Origin of the sequence: Bacillus sp. 22446, from assembly GCF_052044955.1 — a bacterium.
Classification (GTDB): Bacteria; Bacillota; Bacilli; order Bacillales; family Bacillaceae; genus Bacillus; species Bacillus altitudinis.
This window is the reverse complement of the sequence record NZ_JBQEOD010000010.1, coordinates 128,227-146,218: the sequence shown is the minus strand read 5'-3', so window position 1 is coordinate 146,218 and position 17,992 is coordinate 128,227. Positions and strand designations below refer to the sequence as shown.

The window sequence follows — 17,992 nt, the reverse complement described above, 5'->3', positions numbered from 1 at the left end:
GTAGTTCAGTTGGTTAGAATGCCTGCCTGTCACGCAGGAGGTCGCGGGTTCGAGTCCCGTCCGGACCGCCATTTTTATGACTTGTAAACGAAAACGTATAGTTTCGTTTTTTTTTATGTCTTTTTCTTTCAATAAGTATCCCAGATGCAATGAAACTCCTTGTGTTTGGCTACACTAAATGTGATAAGAAAAGATCATGACTTCAACAAACAACGCCTGGTTTTTTTATACCAGGCTTTCTTTATATCGTTTTTAGTTGGAACCGAGGCTCATATTCGCTACACTAATACTAACTGTGTCTGACATCATGTTTGCTCAATCAGTTGATTGTATGAAGGGGCTGTCTTTTATGGATGAATTTGATCTTATTCGCCGAATTACACCAAAAGAAACGCATCAGCGTTCTTTGGTCATGGGCATCGGTGATGATGCTAGTGTTTATCAACCTCATTCACATTGTGAAGAGGTCGTTTGTGTTGATACAATGGTAGAGCATGTCCATTTTCGATTTGATTTTTCCACACCCTTTGAGGTTGGATTTAAAGCGCTGGCAGTGAATATCAGTGATATCGCAGCCATGGGAGGAACCCCTAAGTATTATCTTGTATCAATTGCGATCCCGCCTCATGGGGATGAAGCAATTGTCGCAGCTTTTTACGAGGGAATGAAAGCATTGGCTGATACATATCATATGGATTTAATCGGTGGAGATACAGTAGCCACCCGCAGTGACTTTGTCATCACAGTAACGGTCATTGGTGAGATTCCAAAGGGAACAGCCTGTTACCGTCATAGTGCTCAGACAGGAGACGTTGTCTTTGTCACAGGTGAACTAGGTTCATCAGCTGCTGGGCTATCCCTTTTAATGAATGAAGTAAATGCTGCACATTCGATTGACACTGCTTTTTTTCTAGAGCGACACAAAATGCCGCAGCCGCATATTGCTGCTGGCCTTATTTGTTCAAGCTTCCCCCGGGTGACCTTGAATGATGTGAGTGATGGATTAGCGAGTGAGCTGAACGAAATAGCGGAGGCCAGTCGTGTAACGCTGGAAATTGAGGCTGATCAACTCCCAAAACATCCACATCTACCGTTGTTACATAAAGAGTGGTTTGAATGGGTCTTGTTCGGTGGAGAGGATTTTGTCTTAACTGGTACGATCCCTGAAACGGATTGGAAGCGATTTGAGACGAAATGTAAAAAAGATCACATTCAGGTCACGCGTATTGGACAAGTCAAAGATGACCGAGCGTCCAGCGTTATTTTAAAAGACCATGATCAACAAACAATTTTAATGAAAAAAGGATATAATCATTTTAAGAAATGAGGTGACTCCACCATGAAGTTAACGTGGACAACAAAAGGTGCGGATGAGACGAAACGTATTGCTGCTGCCTTGGCTACATTTGTGATGCCCGGCGATGTCTTAACATTAGAAGGAGACTTAGGCGCAGGTAAAACGACTTTTTCAAAAGGTTTTGCAGAAGGCTTAGGTATTACCCGTATCGTCAACAGCCCTACTTTTACAATTATTAAAGAATATACGGATGGCAGACTGCCACTTTATCATATGGATGTGTATCGTATGGAAGATGCGGAAGAAGATATTGGACTGGGCGAATATTTTGAGGGGGAAGGTGTATGTTTGGTTGAATGGGCATATCTCATTGAACCTCAATTGCCTTCATCGTATTTAAAAATTGAAATGCTGAGAACAGAACGTGAAGAAGAACGTCATCTCACGTTTTATGCAAAAGGGGAGCGCTATGAGGCCCTTTGTAAGGAGATGAAAGACATTGACCATACTGGCAATTGATACGTCAAACCATACACTCGGAATAGCTCTTGTCCGTGATGACACTGTGGTTGGGGAAAGTATTACGTACTTAAAGAAGAATCATTCAGTCCGTGCAATGCCGACAGTTGAAGCACTGATGAAAGAATGCGGCGTAGCACCGAACGAATTAAGCAAAATTGTTGTAGCCAAAGGACCCGGTTCTTACACTGGCATTAGAATCGGTGTGACCATTGCAAAAACACTTGCTTGGACGCTGTCTATCCCGATAACTGCTGTTTCAAGTTTAGAAACGCTGGCGGCAAATGCTCGATATTTTGATGGAATGATTTCTCCTATATTTGATGCAAGAAGAGGACAAGTTTATACAGGGTTATATACATTTGAAGGTGGAAAGATAAAAGAAGCGAAACCAGATCAAAATATCCTGCTCACTGATTGGCTTCAAGAGCTGAAAAAGGAAGGGAACTCTGTTTTATTTCTTGGACATGATGTGCATCTTCATCAAGAGAATGTTCTCTCCATACTTGGAGAAACTGCTGTGATCGCAGACGAGGCATTTCATAACCCAAGACCTTCAGTGCTCGCATTTTTAGGGGCAGACCGCCCTGCTGAAGATGTCCATCAGCTTGTTCCTAATTATATTCGTTTGGCAGAAGCGGAAGTGAAATGGCTTGAAGGACAAAAATAATCTCAACACAGTAGAGATGCGAAGAATGACAGTAGAGGACATCCCAGAGGTATATACGATTGAAGTGCATTCGTTTACAGCGCCTTGGAAAAAAGAGTCGTTTGTCTATGAAATTCTCCATAACCAATACAGCCATTATTTCCTCATTGAAGAAGATGGTCAGCCTGTTGGGTATTGCGGCGTTTGGATTGTCATGGATGATGCACAAATTACGAATATTGCGATTCTCCCTGAGCACCGGGGAAAAGGATACGGGGAAGCGCTGCTTCGATATGTCATGGAATTTTGCAAAGAAAAAAAGACAGATCATCTTTCACTAGAAGTGCGGGTATCAAATACGCCAGCACAATCCCTTTATGAAAAGCTAGGTTTTAAACCAGCTTCTATTCGAAAGAATTATTATACGGATAACGGGGAAGATGCATTAGTCATGTGGGTGAAGATAAATGAGTGAAAAAAAAGATCGATTCATATTAGGTATAGAAACAAGCTGTGACGAAACAGCTGCGTCCATTGTGAAAAATGGGAAAGAGATCGTAGCGAATGTTGTCGCCTCACAAATAGAAAGCCATAAACGATTTGGCGGCGTGGTACCAGAAATCGCTTCAAGGCATCATGTGGAACAAATGACGATCGTATTAGAAGAAGTCATGACGCAGGCCAATATGACCTTTCAGGATTTAGACGCCATTGCTGTGACAGAAGGTCCGGGCTTAGTTGGTGCACTTTTGATAGGTGTCAATGCAGCCAAAGCATTGAGTTTTGCACAACAAATTCCGCTTGTTGGTGTTCATCATATTGCTGGACACATTTATGCGAACCAGCTCGTTGGTGAACTGGTGTTTCCTTGTTTAGCTCTAGTCGTCTCTGGTGGGCATACTGAGCTTGTTTTGATGAAAGAGCATGGGTCTTTTGAGGTCATTGGTGAAACGTTGGATGATGCGGCTGGAGAAGCGTATGACAAAGTAGCTCGGACGATGGGTCTGCCATATCCAGGAGGACCTCATATTGATCGATTGGCACATGAAGGGGAGCCAACGATTAAGCTTCCTCGAGCGTGGCTTGAAGAAGGATCCTATCATTTTAGCTTCAGCGGTTTAAAATCAGCGGTCATCAACACGTTACACAATGCGTCTCAAAAGGGCGAAACCATTGCGCCAGAGGATTTGGCTGCAAGTTTCCAAGAAAGCGTGATTGAGGTGCTGGTTGGAAAGACCTTAAAAGCGGCTGAAGCGTATGGTGTGAAACAAGTCGTTCTAGCTGGCGGGGTTGCTGCCAATAAAGGTCTTAGAGAAGCCCTTACTTCAGCATTTGCGAAGTTGCCTGAAGTGAATGTCATGATTCCGCCATTGTCTCTTTGTACAGACAATGCAGCCATGATTGCTGCTGCGGGAACCATTGCATTTGAAAAGGGAATAAGAGGCGACATGGCAATGAACGGTCAACCTGGACTGCCGCTTGTCTCCTATGAATAAGAACTCCTGTGGATACAGGAGTTTCAGCGTGTAGACAAACCCTCGCATTCTTTGTCAGTCCTGCGTGCTGGTGCTCACGAATATGAAATTCGCTCCGCGCCAGTACTCATCCTTCCTAGGGCTGCAAAGGTTTTCTATCACGCTGAAAAGAAGACAAAGGGCTAAAATCAAGTTCATTTTAGCCCTTTGTCAAAAATTTGGAACTCCTGTGGATATACAGGAGTTTTTTCTATTGAAATGAAAGCGATTTATTCACATGTAAACGTTATATATCCACAATTGTTAGAAAATTCGTTTTAAAATGAAGAGAATGTGTATAAATGTGATCTTTTGTGTGGATATGTGATTAAAATACTGTGGATAAAGTGGATAACTTTAAAATATTTAAGAATAATCAAGATGTTATTGTGGGTATCATTGTGGATAAAGATTCTCACCTTAAAAAAAGAGCACCCGTTAGGGCACTCTTTATGCATCTGATAGATCTTCCCATTCCGCAAAAAGTGATTCCATCTCTTGATTGAGCACATCATTTTCTGTTTGAATGGCTTGTACTTTCTCGTGATCTTGGAAAATAGCAGGATCACATAGAAGCTCTTCGTTTTCACCGAGCTTGTCTTCGATGACAGCAATACGCTCTTCAATTTCTTCAATTCGGCGCTGCTTTTGTCTTTCTTTCTTTTTGAGTTCTTTCTCTTCTGCATAGGAAAGTTTTGCTGTTTCTACTGGTTTTTCTGCTTGTTTTTTATGCGTCTCCTGAGTTTGGAGTGCTTCAAGCTCTAATTGTTCGTTTTTCTTTTCAAGATAATAGTCGTAGTCACCAAGGTATTCTTTTGTTTCATTTGGTGACAACTCGAGAACTTTTGTTGCCAAGCGATTAATAAAGTAACGGTCATGCGAAACAAACAAGATGGTGCCTGGATAATCTATTAGTGCATTCTCTAATATTTCCTTACTGTCTAAATCAAGATGGTTCGTCGGTTCATCGAGAATGAGGAAATTGGCTTTTTGGAGCATCAGCTTTGCCAGTGCAAGTCGTGCTTTTTCTCCACCACTTAAAGCATGTACAGGCTTTAAGACGTCATCACCTGAAAAAAGGAAGTTTCCTAAACAAGTCCGAATGTCTTTTTCAGTCATATGGGGATAATCATCCCAAAGTTCATTTAACACTTTTTTGGAGGATGTCAGCTTGGCTTGTTCCTGATCATAGTAGCCAATCGTCACATGAGAACCAAAGCTGATCTCGCCTTTTACTGGTTTTAACGTATCCGTTAAGGTTTTTAAAAGAGTTGATTTCCCGATACCGTTAGGACCGATGAGTGCCACGCTATCTTCACGTTTAATATGAAAAGAGAGTGAGGAGAGGAGCGGCGTTTTTTGATCGTAACTAATATCGAGATCATGCACCTTCAGCACGTCATTTCCGCTTTGCCTCATAATATCGAAATGGAAGTTTGCGGATTTTTCATCTCCTAACGGCTTATCTAAACGATCCATCCGTTCCAGCTGTTTCCGCCTGCTTTGAGCACGCTTTGTGGTGGAGGCTCTTGCTAAGTTGCGATCCACGAAATCTTGAAGCTTCGAAATTTCTTCTTGTTGTTTTTCATACAGCTTCATATCACGCTCTAGCTGCTCAGCTTTTTGGTCAAGATACTTACTATAGTTCCCAGCGAACTTTTTCATCGCTGTTCTTGACACTTCATATACATGGTTCACGACTTTGTCTAAGAAGTACCGGTCATGGGAAACGATGAGAATGGCTCCTGTATAATTTTGCAAATACTGCTCAAGCCATGATAAGGTATCAATATCTAGATGGTTGGTTGGCTCATCCAAAATCAAGAGTTCTGGTTTCATCAATAATAGCTTTCCAAGCGCTAGACGGGTTTTCTGACCGCCGCTTAAGGATTGGACGGTTGTATGATCTTCAAAATGACTAAAGCCGAGTCCGTGTAAAATGGAGCGGACATCTGCTTCATATTGATAGCCGCCTTGATCTTTAAATGCTTGCTGCAGTCTGTCATAGGTTTTCATTAGAGAATCTAATTCTGTTCCTGTGGAAGAAGCCATTTTCTCTTCTATGGTTCTCATCTCTTGTTCCATTTCTTTTAAATGATCGAAAACGGATAGTAGTTCGTCTTTTAGCGTACGTGTAGACGTCACATCTGTATGCTGTGCTAGATATCCAATGGATAGGTCTTTCGGTTTGATGATCTCACCTTGTTCGTAAGACATTTGACCGGCAATGATTTTTAAAAGCGTGGATTTTCCTGCACCGTTACGACCGACAATGGCAATACGATCCCTCGCTTTGACTTCCAATTTTATATTCGTTAAAACGGTATCAGCGCCAAACGATTTGGACAGCTGATTCACTTGTAGAATCATCATGTAACTTCACCTCTGCTATAATATGTTAAGTGTAGCTTATCAGCAGTAAACCGGCAAATCTTACATACGGCTGCCATGGTCAAATGAAAGACAGATAGGAAAAAATAGTGTATGATTTGAGTGAGGGAGCGTTGAAAGATGAGTCAATTTAGCCACTTTAACGAACAAGGAAGAGCAAAGATGGTCGACATTAGTGACAAATCGTCTACAGTGAGAACTGCCGTTGCTGTTTCAAGCGTTCGTATGATAAAAGAAGTATTTCATCAAATACAAAAGCATGACATTGGAAAAGGGGATGTGCTGTCTGTCGCGCAGGTAGCTGGCATCATGGCAGCAAAGCAAACGTCCAGCATCATTCCAATGTGTCATCCGCTTGCATTAAAAGGTGTCGATATCTCCTTTGATTGGGAGGAAGACGGAAATGCGTACATTCTGAACATACAAGTACAGGTGAAAACAAAAGGAAGTACGGGTGTGGAGATGGAAGCGCTCACTTCTGCCTCAGTATGTGCACTGACCGTTTATGACATGTGCAAAGCAATAGACAAAGGGATGATCATCGGCCCGACCTATCTAGTAGAAAAAACAGGCGGGAAAAACGGTGATTTTCACAGAGCATCTGATATTTAAGTTGGAGGATCTTATATGAATATAGACCAGTCAAAAATTCCACAAGCGACAGCCAAACGTTTACCGCTTTACTACCGTTTTTTAAAAAATCTGCATGCATCAGGAAAACAAAGGGTGTCATCGGCAGAGCTTAGTGATGCAGTCAAAGTGGATTCTGCCACCATTCGCCGAGATTTTTCTTACTTTGGTGCACTTGGGAAGAAAGGGTATGGCTATAACGTCGATTACCTCTTGACCTTCTTTAGAAAGACCCTTGACCAAGATGAAATGACGAATGTCATGCTCATCGGTGTCGGGAATTTAGGGACTGCTTTTTTACACTATAATTTCATTAAAAATAATAATACAAAAATTTCAATGGCTTTTGACGTCAATGAGAGTAAAATAGGAAGTGAGATAGGCGGCGTGCCTGTCTATGATTTGGATAAGCTTGAAGAGCATGTGCAAGAGGTAGGAGATATTCCTGTTGCGATTTTGACAGTGCCTGCCGTAGCAGCTCAATCCATTACAGATCGTTTGATTGCCCTTGGCATCAAAGGAATCCTTAACTTTACGCCGGCTCGATTGAATGTGCCGGAACACATTCGAATTCATCATATAGATTTGGCGGTTGAACTTCAGTCTCTTGTGTATTTCTTAAAGCATTACTCTGTTACACAGGAGGACTGACGAAAAGGGGTAAAGGGGGTGGAGCAAATGGGTCCGATCGGTCCTGGAAGTTTGGTTCTGATTGCGGTTGTTGCGCTCATTATTTTTGGGCCGAAAAAGCTTCCTGAATTAGGAAGAGCAGCAGGAGATACATTACGTGAATTCAAAAATGCCACAAAAGGTTTAGCTGATGATCAGGAAGAAAAAAAGAAAAAAGAAGATCAGTAGAATAGGATGAGCTTCATGAATGTCAAAGATATGCCGCTTATGGAGCATATTGTGGAACTGCGAAAACGTTTAGTGATCATTGCGATGTTTTTTGTCACCTTTATGGTGGCAGGCTTTTTTCTCGCTAAGCCGGTCATTGTGTATTTACAAAATACCGATGAAGCGGCCACACTGACATTGAACGCGTTTAAGCTCACAGATCCACTGTACGTGTTTATGCAGTTCGCTTTTGTCATTGCTCTTGTTTTGACGTGTCCCGTGATCTTATATCAGCTTTGGGCGTTTGTGAGTCCTGGCTTATATGAAAAAGAAAGAAAGGTGACACTTGCTTATATTCCGATTGCACTGCTTTTATTTCTGAGCGGTGTGGCTTTCTCTTATTTTATTTTGTTTCCATTTGTCGTCGATTTTATGATACGGATGTCAAATGATTTACATGTGGAGCAAGTGATTGGGATTCATGAGTATTTTACATTTCTGATGCAGTTAACACTTCCATTTGGCTTTTTGTTTCAGATGCCTGTAGTGTTGATGTTTCTCACTAGACTTGGTATCATTACACCGATGTTTTTATCAAAAATACGGAAGTATGCCTATTTTGTCCTCCTTGTCATTGCCGCACTGATTACACCGCCAGAGCTCGTTTCTCACCTCATGGTTACCTTGCCAATGCTTGTTTTGTATGAAGTGAGTATTGTCATTTCAAGAGTGACCTATCGCAAAATGCAGCAAACAGAGACAGAGGAGAAAGAAAATGATGTTGTCTCATAAAAAAGCATCGTGATCCAAATAGGGGTCACGATGCTTTTTCTATTGTGAAAGAAATTGATTGATTGCTTGAAAGAGATGCTCATAATAGGCAGGTTCATGCGGGACAAAATCATGTACATGGACCTCTCTCTTTTCCTCACGTCGCTTGCCGTCTGCATCCACTTCAAAGCCCTCGATTTTCATTTTTTCGCATTCTCTATTTAAAAGCTGCTGTGCATCCATCAGCCTTGCTCTATAAAGTCCAGCAACTTCTTCTTTCTGTAGATGGACATCCATGTGCTCTTTTTGATCCATATAAAGATACACATGGCAAAACTCACGATCGGTAAACGAAGGCATATGGATTTCATCTTTAATAACACCAGCAAAGGTAAGGTTCTCAAACGAGATGGAGAGACCAAGCTCTTCTTCGACTTCTCTGATGCCATCAGAAGGCTGTTCATCTGCGAGAAGGTGGCCTGCTGCGGTGATATCAAATAGAGAAGGGAAATCCTTTTTGGAGGGACTCCTCAGCTGAAAATAGAGAAACACTGTGTCATCTTCCTTTTTTAAAAGCCAGAAATGAAAGGTTTCATGCCAAAGGCCCTCAGCATGGATATCAGATCGAGCGGCTGTACCAATCGTTTCATGCTGATTGTTCATGATGTTCAGTTTTTCGTGTTCCATGAAAACATGACCTCCATAAAAAAACCATTTTCCAAACGGCGGAAAATGGTTTTTGCTTTATTTTTGCTGCTGTTTTTTCATTTTGACAGAAAAAGCAAACATTTTTAACGCGATATTAATATTATAGGCCGCAAACACCATCAGCAAAATGCTGTAAAATGACCACATGTCACCTGGATTTTGAATGGCCATATAGGTGAACGCCACACCTACGGCAAAATAAATAATGCCCCATACGACAGGGTTTCTCATGAGAAAAAGCCTCCAATAATCATTTGCATTGTTTGAGATTGTTCTTCAATCATTTTTCTTACTGGCTCAATCTGCACAAGAATGACGAGCGAGTTCATCAGCATGTGTGCGCCGATTGGAACAATGATTCGTTTTGTTTTCGCATATAAAAAGGCAAATGTAAAGCCCATTGCGGTATAGAGTAAGATATGTGGGAAATCATTGTGTACAGCAGCAAAAACCACTGAACTGACAAGTGCGCCAATGAAAAAATTCGTTTTTTCATAAACGACACCAAAAATGATTTTTCGGAAAATGATTTCCTCTAAGATCGGTCCAATCAGAGCGATGACGATTACAAGCCATGGAACTGCATCCATAATGGCTAAAATGTTTTGGGTATTTTCGGATTCTCGGCTAATGCCAAATGCATATTGTTCAATCGCCCCCGCAATGGATTGTGCAAAGAGGGAAAGAAAGAAACCGCCAATGATCCAAGCGATTGCCACGCCGACTGATGCCGGTGCTTCATTTCGAAGTGATGTTTTTGGCACAGTCCGAAGAATGAGCAGAATAATGATTAGTCCAATACAGAAGCTGATGATTGTCCATGTTCCTGACAATTTGGAGAGCTCTGCTTGTGTCATCGGTGTCTGAATGTAACCTAACCACTTCATGATGAACACATACGGAAACGCAGAAAATTGCACCAATATATACGTTAAGATGATGTACCAATATTGTTTTTTCAAGTAACGAAAACCCCTTTACTAAAAGAACTAGATTTATTGTAACACAAGTCTTCTTTTTCGTTGAAAAGGAAAGAATCGGTGATAAAAAAAGATCATGAAAGCGTAAAAATTTTTAAAGGTTTTTACTTGAAATTACAGAAGACATTCTTTATTATAATAAATGTGTTAGCACTCGTTGATGATGAGTGCTAAAAAAGACTACATATAAAAATTGAGGAGGTTGTTTCTTATGTTAAAGCCATTAGGCGATCGCGTAATCATTGAACTCGTTGAATCTGAGGAAAAAACCGCTAGCGGTATTGTCTTACCGGATTCTGCAAAAGAAAAACCGCAAGAAGGTAAAATTGTTGCAGCAGGTTCAGGTCGTGTACTTGAAAGTGGTGAGCGCGTTGCGTTAGAAGTAAACACAGGCGACCGCATTATCTTCTCAAAATATGCAGGTACTGAAGTGAAATATGAAGGAAAAGAATATTTAATCCTTCGTGAAAGCGACATTTTAGCTGTTATTGGTTAATCACATAAACAAAGATTGAGATAAATTTCTAAAAAGACTGAGGAGGTTTCGTTATTATGGCAAAAGATATTAAGTTCAGTGAAGAAGCACGTCGTGCGATGTTACGTGGTGTAGATGCACTTGCAGATGCTGTAAAAGTAACTTTAGGACCTAAAGGACGTAACGTGGTTCTTGAGAAAAAATTCGGTTCTCCACTTATCACAAATGATGGTGTAACGATTGCAAAAGAAATCGAATTAGAAGATGCATTTGAAAACATGGGTGCAAAACTTGTGGCAGAAGTTGCAAGCAAAACAAACGATGTAGCTGGTGACGGTACAACGACTGCAACAGTTCTAGCTCAAGCAATGATCCGTGAAGGTCTTAAAAACGTAACAGCTGGTGCAAACCCTGTTGGTGTTCGTAAAGGAATCGAAGAAGCAGTGAAAGTAGCACTTGAAGGCTTGCACGAGATTTCTAAACCAATCGAAGGTAAAGAATCAATTGCTCAAGTTGCGTCTATTTCTGCAGCAGATGAAGAAGTCGGTAGCCTAATTGCTGAAGCGATGGAGCGTGTAGGAAACGACGGCGTCATCACAATTGAAGAATCTAAAGGTTTCACAACTGAGCTTGAAGTGGTTGAAGGAATGCAGTTTGACCGTGGATACGCTTCACCATACATGGTTACTGATTCTGATAAGATGGAAGCGGTTCTTGAAAATCCTTACATCTTAATCACTGATAAAAAGATCACAAACATTCAAGAAATCCTTCCTGTACTTGAGCAAGTCGTACAACAAGGAAAACCATTATTGATCATTGCTGAAGATGTAGAAGGCGAAGCACTTGCAACACTTGTTGTGAACAAACTTCGTGGAACATTCAACGCAGTGGCAGTAAAAGCACCTGGATTCGGTGACCGTCGTAAAGCAATGCTTGAAGACATCTCTGTTCTAACTGGCGGGGAATTAATCACAGAAGACCTAGGACTTGACCTGAAATCAACTGAAATTGGTCAGCTTGGCCGTGCGTCTAAAGTGGTTGTCACAAAAGAAAACACAACGATCGTAGAAGGATCAGGAGATTCTGCTCAAATCGCAGCACGCGTGAACCAAATTCGTGCGCAAGTAGAAGAAACAACTTCTGAATTCGATAAAGAAAAATTACAAGAACGTCTTGCAAAACTAGCTGGCGGCGTTGCTGTCATCAAAGTTGGTGCTGCAACTGAAACAGAACTAAAAGAACGTAAACTACGCATTGAGGATGCACTGAACTCAACTCGTGCAGCAGTTGAAGAAGGTATCGTATCCGGTGGTGGTACAGCACTTGTGAATGTATACAACAAAGTCGCTTCCATCGAAGCTGATGGTGACGTTCAAACAGGTGTGAACATCGTTCTACGTTCTCTTGAAGAGCCAATTCGTCAAATCGCTCACAACGCAGGTCTTGAAGGATCAGTCATCGTTGAGCGCTTGAAAAACGAAGAAATTGGCGTAGGCTTTAACGCAGCAACAAACGAATGGGTAAACATGATCGAAAAAGGAATCGTTGACCCAACAAAAGTAACTCGCTCTGCACTTCAAAACGCAGCTTCTGTAGCAGCTATGCTTCTTACAACTGAAGCAGTCGTAGCTGACAAACCAGAAGAAGGCGGCTCAGGCGGCGGAATGCCGGATATGGGCGGCATGGGCGGAATGGGTGGCATGATGTAAACACCCTCGAAAACCCCTTGAAATATAGGGGTTTTTGTTTTGTCTATTTTTTGGTTAAGAGCGTTAAATGAATTGAAACTTTCACCGCTTTACATCCGTTAACTAAAGAGACAGTGATTTTTTTGGTTTTATCTAACATAAAGAGATGATTTTCAAAAGAAAAGCGGTGATCATATGGGCTTTACGACTTGGGTGGCGATTATTGTTGCACTGGCGGTCGTGTTTGGATTGTTTGGATCGAAGAGGCGTGATAAATAAAGAGTTGAAAACCCACTTTCAATAAAGAAGTGGGTTATTTGTTGTAAATACAACATTAATCAATTATACTAACTTTAGTTATTTGTTGTAAATGCAATAAAAGGAGTCGAGGTATATGAAAGAAATTTTGCGGGAGATCGGCGTGATTGCTCGCGCGCTTGATTCCATTAGTAATATTGAATTTAAAGAGTATGATTTAACGAAGGGGCAGTATTTGTATCTTGTGCGTATTTGTGAGGAGCCTGGCATCATTCAGGAAAAACTAGCGGAAATGATTAAGGTGGATCGAACTACGGCTGCTCGGGCTATTCAAAAATTAGAGCTGCATGAATTTATTGAGAAGAAACATGACTCAGCGAATAAAAAAATCAAGAAATTGTTTCCAACTGAGAAAGGGAAAGCCGTCTATCCAATGATCAAACGAGAACATGATCATTCAAATCGGGTAGCGCTAGATGGGTTTTCTGAAGAGGAAGCGGAACAGATTTATCAGTATCTTTTGAGGGTGCGAAAGAATATCGAAAAAGATTGGGAAGATGTGAAAAAAGGCAAAAAGAGAAGCTACTAATGACTAAGGAGGGGTTACTTCATGACCGTCACGCTCATTCGGTGTAATGAACAACATATAAAAGAGCTGCAAAAAATCGGAACCGATACTTTTATAGAAACGTTTCAGGAGCAAAACAAGGCGGAGCATATCGACGCATATGTGAAGACAGATTTTCATTCGAACCAGCTGCTAAAAGAATTACAACATCCCTTTTCACAATTTTATTTGGTTCAAGTAAATGGGCGCCTTGCTGGTTATTTAAAGGTCAATATGGACGATGCACAGTCAGAAGAGATGGGTGATGACACATTAGAAATTGAACGCATTTATATCAAACAGTCCTTTCAAAAACTAGGATTAGGTCGATATTTAATGAATCAAGCCTTTGAAATTGCAGAGAAACATCATAAACGTGATGTTTGGCTTGGTGTGTGGGAGCATAATAAAGCCGCCATGGCATTTTATCAAAAGCTTGGGTTTGTTCAAACAGGAGTGCATGCTTTCCAAATGGGGGACGAGGAGCAAATGGACTTCATTATGACCAAAACATTGAGGTAATCAAAAAGGGGGAAGGGAACATGCATATACCATCATTCTTTCAAGTGAAAGATATGGAGAAAATCAAATCATTTATTCAATCACATTCATTTGCTACAGTTGTGACGACAACGAATGAAAAGCCCATTGCGACCCATATTCCAGTGAATTTTCATCAAATTGGCGATTCGTATGTGATCTCAGGGCATATGGCGATTGGAAATCCTCAGTGGAAAACGTTTGAAGAGAACAAGAAGGTGCTCGTCATTTTTCAAGGGCCGCATGCTTACATATCCTCTTCGTGGTATGAGAAAGAAGCCGTACCGACGTGGAATTATCAAGCTGTACATGTATATGGAAAGGCTGCACTGCTCGAAAAATCAGAACTGGTCAAGGAATTAACAGCGATGCTGGAGACATATGAAAGTCATAGAGATCAGCCAGTGTTATGGGATACGTTATCTGAGGAACTGTTAGAGAAACAAATGAAAGGGATTGTGGGCTTCAAAATCATCATTAATGAAGTTCAAGCTGCTTTTAAGTTAAGCCAAAATCGCCATGAAAGAGATTATGCTCGCATTATTGAACAGCTGGAAGCAGAGGGTGAAGTGGAAATGGCGGCTGCGATGAAAAAGAGAGAAGAGAATATATGAAAAAAGCACTCTGAAGAAAAAGAGTGCTTTTGTTGTTATCCTTTTATGTTCAAATATTCTTCAAGGGTTTTGCCGCTCTTTTTCACTTTTTTCGCATTTTTTGATCCGAGGTATCTGAGATGCCATGGTTCATATTGATAGCCTGTCACTTTTTCTTTACCTTTCGGATAGCGAATGATAAAGCCAAATTCATGGGCGTGTTTGGCCAGCCATTTCGCTTCTTTCGTATTGGCAAAAGAATCTTCAGCCCAATGTTTCGAATTGGCACCGCCAATATCAAAAGCAAGGCCGGTTTGATGTTCGGAATAGCCTGGTCTTGCGCTAAATCGATCTGCTTGTTTTTTGCCATGAGAGGCGACGTAATTGTTGTACAAGACACGCTGACGGTCGTATGAACGGAAGGTGCTAAAAGCGGTGAGTCGGATGTTTGCTTTTTTTGCTTTCGCGATCATAGCGTTTACAGCTTTTCTCGCTTGTTTGTTTTCTCCGGGATTGTATGAAGATGGGAGTCTATGTTTCTTATTCACAACCAATAGCCCTTTTACATACGTACCTGGCGTTTTAGTGGAAGGAGCAGTATATGAAGCTGGTGAGCTTTTGCCTGCTTTTTTGATATATTGAAAGCTGACGTAACCCGTCTTTCCTTTATACTTTGTTTGAATCCATGAACCATTCTTTTTAAGATAAGGAATCCTTTTCCCTTTTGGAATGGTCAATATCACTGAATATTTTGTTCCAGGTCCCTTGCGAAGATGAACATTCGCTGTTGTCACGTATTTCGGTGCAGCTGCTTTTGCGACTGGTGTCGCATGAGTCATGTGTAAAAAGGGCAGCTGGACAGGAAAGATTCCAAGCCCAAGTACGAGAACCACACTGACAATAATTCCTTTGATCCACGGGTGTTTCATCTTCATTTCTCTCATCCCTTTCAATCTACTAACATACATATATTGAGATAGATTGAAATAAAGTGCAATGGTTTTTTTGCCAATTGAGATTGAATCATATCATTAGGTTCTTTTTTTGTTTAAAATTACATAAAAAAATCCACTATTTCCATAAAAAATCAGCTGAATTCCTTATAATAAAAGTATCTGAGAACGGGGAGTGAGTCGAGATGGACCAAAACGTGCTGCAAATGGATCAAGACAGATCAGAGAATGAATTCGCGGTTCTTAATATATCTTCTAAAGAGATTGGTGCTCTATCAAAGGGAGCAGCGGAGCAGATTTTACAAACGGGAGATACGGACCGTATTCATCAGCTGATGTACGTTCCGATTGAAAAGAAAGAAGATTTGAATTGGCTGATCCAATGTGTTGGGGAGGCGCTAAAGAATGAATTTGGTGATGACGTTGCACTAGAAGTAGCTGATTTGCTCTATTTCTTTGTCATTCCGTATTATGGGAAGTATATGTTGAAAGATCGTCATTTGTATGAGTATATCGATCATTTGCTGGTACGATTAGCATCTAGAGCTCACTCGGATATTGACACGCTGATTGATATCATAAGAGAAGATTTAAATGAAAATATACAATAAAAGAAGCTTGTAGAGCCGCCCTCTACAAGCTTTTTTATATCAACATTATTCAGCAGGAACTGTTTTGACAGGCTCTTTTCTAAACACACCCATGCATCCTGCGATGATGATTAATACAGCTGGAAGGATAAAGAACACAAAAATAGAAATAATACCGCCTACAGCAGAAACTAATAATAAAATGCCACCAAGCTTTGCTTTTTTCTTCACGATAACAGATGCCACAATCGCAAGAATAGAGAAAAGCATCGCTGACCAGCCTAATCCTGTGAATTGACTCGTACCTGATTCATTAAATGCGGCATCTAGTCCTCCAAAAGCAAGTGCAAACATTGCACCGAAAAATCCCAAAATACCTCCAATTAAGCCTAAAACAAATTCTGTCGTTCTTTTCATGATACTTTCCTCCGATATGTAAATAAGAATTATTGGTACTTAAGAACCAACACAATCTTACTCATCGGCATTCTTTTCACAATGTTAATAGTTTTGTTAAAAAAAACAAGAAAATCCATAAAGAATTTTCTTGTCCAATTACTGGGCTCTCTCCCAGGTAATCTTTGTTTCAGTTGTTGTTTTCTTTCCTTTTGCCAGTACTTTTCCGTTTTCCTGTTTCACGGTAATGTTTAGGTCATAAAAGGAGTAGAGGGCGCCGAGGCTGTCATTTTCCGGTTTATGCAGGTTGTTTTCCTTTTCAGTGGATGCACCAATAGCTAGTGTTTTGGCAAAGTTCAAACCAATGACTTCAGCGTAATCACTATTGGTCTCAGATGAAGCCGTCACGTTTAAGGAAATGACTTTTTTCTTTTGATCAACGGTGATCGCTGTGTCTTTTACGAGCTTAGACTGCTCCATGACCTCTTTCGTTTCATTTTGAATGCGTTCATTAATCGTTGGAAGTGCCGTAGATTCTGTTTTTTCTTCTTTTGCCGTATTTGAGCAAGCTGCTAGGATAGAGAAGGTTGCAACAAGACTCATGAAAACAAGTAGACTTTTTCTCACGTTCTTTCTCCTTTGTTCTTCAAAGTATGTATGCTTATGTTACCACGAATTGATGTTTTGATTAAAAGAGAAGTGTTGATAAGCTGTGAACAATCAAAAGCACCCAAAGTTGGCTGCTCCAGCGTGTAGACAAACCCTCGCATTAGGTGTCAGGCTTGCGCGCCGGTGTTCGCCCTTCCTAGACTGCAAAGGTTTTCTTGCACGCTGAAAAGAAGACAAAGAGCTAAAATAAAATCATTTTAGCTCTTTGTCAGCAATTTTGAAGCACCCAAAGTCGGGTGCTCGTGTTTTATTGTGCTGAAAGGGTTGTACTAAGTGGGATAGACGAAATGACTGTGAATTTTGGAGCCGGAGCACCAGATTCTAGATTTTTGCGTAAAAGAGATGATTTGACGGTGCCGTCCCATTTTTTATAGACACTTCCAGATGTATTTGCACGAAGCTGTACATTAGAGAAGCTTGCTTGCGAGTAGCTGTTTGTTCCATTATCTTGTACGCCGTGTACCATTTTGACGACATCGAGGTCTTTCAGACGACTAGGATTGAAAACAGGCTGTTTATAACGCAGTTTCCCGTTGACGTATAGTGACACTGTGCCATCACCATTGTTGATGAGCTTTAAGTTGACACGTGCACCATCTTTAATACTTGAATCGTATTCGCTGTTCCAATATTGACTGCCGCCTTGGGAGCCGGTGCCCAGAAAGACCTTATAGCCAGAAGATGTTTTTGAAATCCCGCTTTCAACAACGGCAGAACCGAGACCAAGATACCAGTCGGCATAGCCATTTTTAATGGTTGCTGTTTTTGGCAGCACAATATCAGCCGAGATACCTGACCATTTGGCTTCATCCGTTTGTGTCACGATGGCGCCGTGACGAGGACCAGCCGCAGAGGCAGGAATACTTGAAAGCATCAAAACGAAGATCAAACTTACACTCAAAACGATGAACCACTTTTTCATGA

General features: G+C 41.0%; 23 protein-coding genes and 1 tRNA gene. 16 read left to right on the top strand and 8 right to left on the bottom strand.

Features of this window, described 5'->3' with window-relative positions:
- From ACTJJD_RS16800 to tsaD, 6 genes are all read left to right on the top strand, one after another.
- Window positions 1-71 (top strand) — tRNA-Asp (locus tag ACTJJD_RS16800).
- Between the two features lie 278 nt (window positions 72-349).
- On the top strand, window positions 350-1,327 hold the full coding sequence (gene thiL, locus ACTJJD_RS16795; RefSeq protein WP_440608672.1) for a thiamine-phosphate kinase: 978 nt from the start codon (window positions 350-352) through the stop codon (window positions 1,325-1,327).
- A gap of 12 nt (window positions 1,328-1,339) precedes the next feature.
- Window positions 1,340-1,816 carry a tRNA (adenosine(37)-N6)-threonylcarbamoyltransferase complex ATPase subunit type 1 TsaE gene (tsaE, locus tag ACTJJD_RS16790; RefSeq protein WP_440608671.1) on the top strand — a complete coding sequence of 159 codons (477 nt, stop codon included), beginning with the start codon at window positions 1,340-1,342 and terminating at the stop codon, window positions 1,814-1,816.
- Window positions 1,797-2,486: a tRNA (adenosine(37)-N6)-threonylcarbamoyltransferase complex dimerization subunit type 1 TsaB gene (gene tsaB / locus ACTJJD_RS16785; RefSeq protein ID WP_440608670.1), complete on the top strand. Its 690-nt coding sequence runs from the start codon at window positions 1,797-1,799 to the stop codon at window positions 2,484-2,486. Before tsaE ends, tsaB begins: the two co-directional genes overlap by 20 nt.
- A 25-nt stretch (window positions 2,487-2,511) precedes the next feature.
- The gene (gene rimI / locus ACTJJD_RS16780) at window positions 2,512-2,940 is read left to right on the top strand and encodes a ribosomal protein S18-alanine N-acetyltransferase (protein WP_008344382.1); all 429 of its coding nucleotides are present in this window, start codon (window positions 2,512-2,514) and stop codon (window positions 2,938-2,940) included.
- Window positions 2,933-3,961, top strand: a complete 1,029-nt coding sequence (gene tsaD, locus ACTJJD_RS16775; protein ID WP_024719329.1) for a tRNA (adenosine(37)-N6)-threonylcarbamoyltransferase complex transferase subunit TsaD — start codon at window positions 2,933-2,935, stop codon at window positions 3,959-3,961. The genes rimI and tsaD overlap by 8 nt, the downstream gene beginning before the upstream one ends.
- A 468-nt stretch (window positions 3,962-4,429) precedes the next feature.
- On the opposite strand, the gene ACTJJD_RS16770 is transcribed toward tsaD, so the two are convergent.
- Window positions 4,430-6,352, bottom strand: a complete 1,923-nt coding sequence (locus tag ACTJJD_RS16770) for an ABC-F family ATP-binding cassette domain-containing protein (protein WP_440608669.1) — start codon at window positions 6,350-6,352, stop codon at window positions 4,430-4,432.
- A gap of 138 nt (window positions 6,353-6,490) precedes the next feature.
- Here ACTJJD_RS16770 and moaC point away from each other — a divergent pair, with 138 nt between their 5' ends.
- The 4 genes from moaC to tatC are packed head-to-tail and all read left to right on the top strand — an operon-like array spanning window position 6,491 to window position 8,629.
- The gene (gene moaC / locus ACTJJD_RS16765; protein ID WP_026050052.1) at window positions 6,491-6,982 is read left to right on the top strand and encodes a cyclic pyranopterin monophosphate synthase MoaC; all 492 of its coding nucleotides are present in this window, start codon (window positions 6,491-6,493) and stop codon (window positions 6,980-6,982) included.
- Window positions 6,983-6,997: 15 nt separating this feature from the next.
- Window positions 6,998-7,651, top strand: a complete 654-nt coding sequence (locus ACTJJD_RS16760) for a redox-sensing transcriptional repressor Rex (RefSeq protein WP_008355687.1) — start codon at window positions 6,998-7,000, stop codon at window positions 7,649-7,651.
- 27 nt (window positions 7,652-7,678) lie between these two features.
- Window positions 7,679-7,858: a twin-arginine translocase TatA/TatE family subunit gene (locus tag ACTJJD_RS16755; protein ID WP_008344374.1), complete on the top strand. Its 180-nt coding sequence runs from the start codon at window positions 7,679-7,681 to the stop codon at window positions 7,856-7,858.
- A 6-nt stretch (window positions 7,859-7,864) separates the two neighbouring features.
- Window positions 7,865-8,629: a twin-arginine translocase subunit TatC gene (gene tatC / locus ACTJJD_RS16750; RefSeq protein WP_096881072.1), complete on the top strand. Its 765-nt coding sequence runs from the start codon at window positions 7,865-7,867 to the stop codon at window positions 8,627-8,629.
- Window positions 8,630-8,668: 39 nt separating this feature from the next.
- Here tatC and ACTJJD_RS16745 read toward each other — a convergent pair whose 3' ends face one another.
- From ACTJJD_RS16745 to ACTJJD_RS16735, 3 genes are read right to left on the bottom strand one after another with little or no spacing between them, the layout of a single operon-like run.
- Entirely contained in the window at window positions 8,669-9,295 is a 627-nt protein-coding gene (locus tag ACTJJD_RS16745) for an NUDIX hydrolase (RefSeq protein ID WP_350390999.1), read from the bottom strand.
- 57 nt (window positions 9,296-9,352) lie between these two features.
- Complete coding sequence (locus ACTJJD_RS16740) at window positions 9,353-9,547, bottom strand: YdiK family protein (RefSeq protein ID WP_017366710.1); 195 nt, start codon at window positions 9,545-9,547, stop codon at window positions 9,353-9,355.
- Window positions 9,544-10,278: a CPBP family intramembrane glutamic endopeptidase gene (locus ACTJJD_RS16735; RefSeq protein WP_019743787.1), complete on the bottom strand. Its 735-nt coding sequence runs from the start codon at window positions 10,276-10,278 to the stop codon at window positions 9,544-9,546. The genes ACTJJD_RS16740 and ACTJJD_RS16735 overlap by 4 nt, the downstream gene beginning before the upstream one ends.
- A gap of 229 nt (window positions 10,279-10,507) precedes the next feature.
- On the opposite strand from ACTJJD_RS16735, the gene groES reads away from it, so the two are divergent.
- From groES to ACTJJD_RS16710, 5 genes are all read left to right on the top strand, one after another.
- On the top strand, window positions 10,508-10,792 hold the full coding sequence (gene groES / locus ACTJJD_RS16730; RefSeq protein WP_003214120.1) for a co-chaperone GroES: 285 nt from the start codon (window positions 10,508-10,510) through the stop codon (window positions 10,790-10,792).
- A 56-nt stretch (window positions 10,793-10,848) separates the two neighbouring features.
- Window positions 10,849-12,483 (top strand): chaperonin GroEL, encoded by a 1,635-nt coding sequence (gene groL, locus ACTJJD_RS16725; RefSeq protein ID WP_007496015.1) that lies wholly within the window; start codon window positions 10,849-10,851, stop codon window positions 12,481-12,483.
- A 373-nt stretch (window positions 12,484-12,856) separates the two neighbouring features.
- Window positions 12,857-13,309 (top strand): MarR family winged helix-turn-helix transcriptional regulator, encoded by a 453-nt coding sequence (locus ACTJJD_RS16720; RefSeq protein ID WP_039170043.1) that lies wholly within the window; start codon window positions 12,857-12,859, stop codon window positions 13,307-13,309.
- Window positions 13,310-13,330: 21 nt separating this feature from the next.
- Entirely contained in the window at window positions 13,331-13,849 is a 519-nt protein-coding gene (locus ACTJJD_RS16715) for a GNAT family N-acetyltransferase (RefSeq protein ID WP_440608668.1), read from the top strand.
- Window positions 13,850-13,869: 20 nt separating this feature from the next.
- Window positions 13,870-14,481 carry an FMN-binding negative transcriptional regulator gene (locus ACTJJD_RS16710; protein WP_178896467.1) on the top strand — a complete coding sequence of 204 codons (612 nt, stop codon included), beginning with the start codon at window positions 13,870-13,872 and terminating at the stop codon, window positions 14,479-14,481.
- 35 nt (window positions 14,482-14,516) lie between these two features.
- Here the strand turns inward: ACTJJD_RS16710 and ACTJJD_RS16705 are convergent, their stop codons facing one another.
- Window positions 14,517-15,395, bottom strand: coding sequence for a D-alanyl-D-alanine carboxypeptidase family protein (locus tag ACTJJD_RS16705; protein ID WP_440608667.1), 879 nt, complete (start codon window positions 15,393-15,395; stop codon window positions 14,517-14,519).
- A gap of 203 nt (window positions 15,396-15,598) precedes the next feature.
- Here ACTJJD_RS16705 and ACTJJD_RS16700 point away from each other — a divergent pair, with 203 nt between their 5' ends.
- The gene (locus ACTJJD_RS16700; RefSeq protein WP_178896465.1) at window positions 15,599-16,024 is read left to right on the top strand and encodes a hypothetical protein; all 426 of its coding nucleotides are present in this window, start codon (window positions 15,599-15,601) and stop codon (window positions 16,022-16,024) included.
- Between the two features lie 45 nt (window positions 16,025-16,069).
- Here the strand turns inward: ACTJJD_RS16700 and ACTJJD_RS16695 are convergent, their stop codons facing one another.
- The 3 genes from ACTJJD_RS16695 to ACTJJD_RS16685 all read right to left on the bottom strand — a co-directional run bounded on the left by ACTJJD_RS16695 (window position 16,070) and on the right by ACTJJD_RS16685 (window position 17,990).
- A complete protein-coding gene (locus ACTJJD_RS16695) occupies window positions 16,070-16,420 on the bottom strand; it encodes a DUF4064 domain-containing protein (protein ID WP_017366717.1) in 351 nt (116 codons plus the stop codon).
- Between the two features lie 138 nt (window positions 16,421-16,558).
- Window positions 16,559-17,026 carry a hypothetical protein gene (locus tag ACTJJD_RS16690; RefSeq protein WP_081114874.1) on the bottom strand — a complete coding sequence of 156 codons (468 nt, stop codon included), beginning with the start codon at window positions 17,024-17,026 and terminating at the stop codon, window positions 16,559-16,561.
- 289 nt (window positions 17,027-17,315) lie between these two features.
- Entirely contained in the window at window positions 17,316-17,990 is a 675-nt protein-coding gene (locus tag ACTJJD_RS16685; RefSeq protein ID WP_039170029.1) for a hypothetical protein, read from the bottom strand.
- Window positions 17,991-17,992 lie beyond the last annotated feature (2 nt).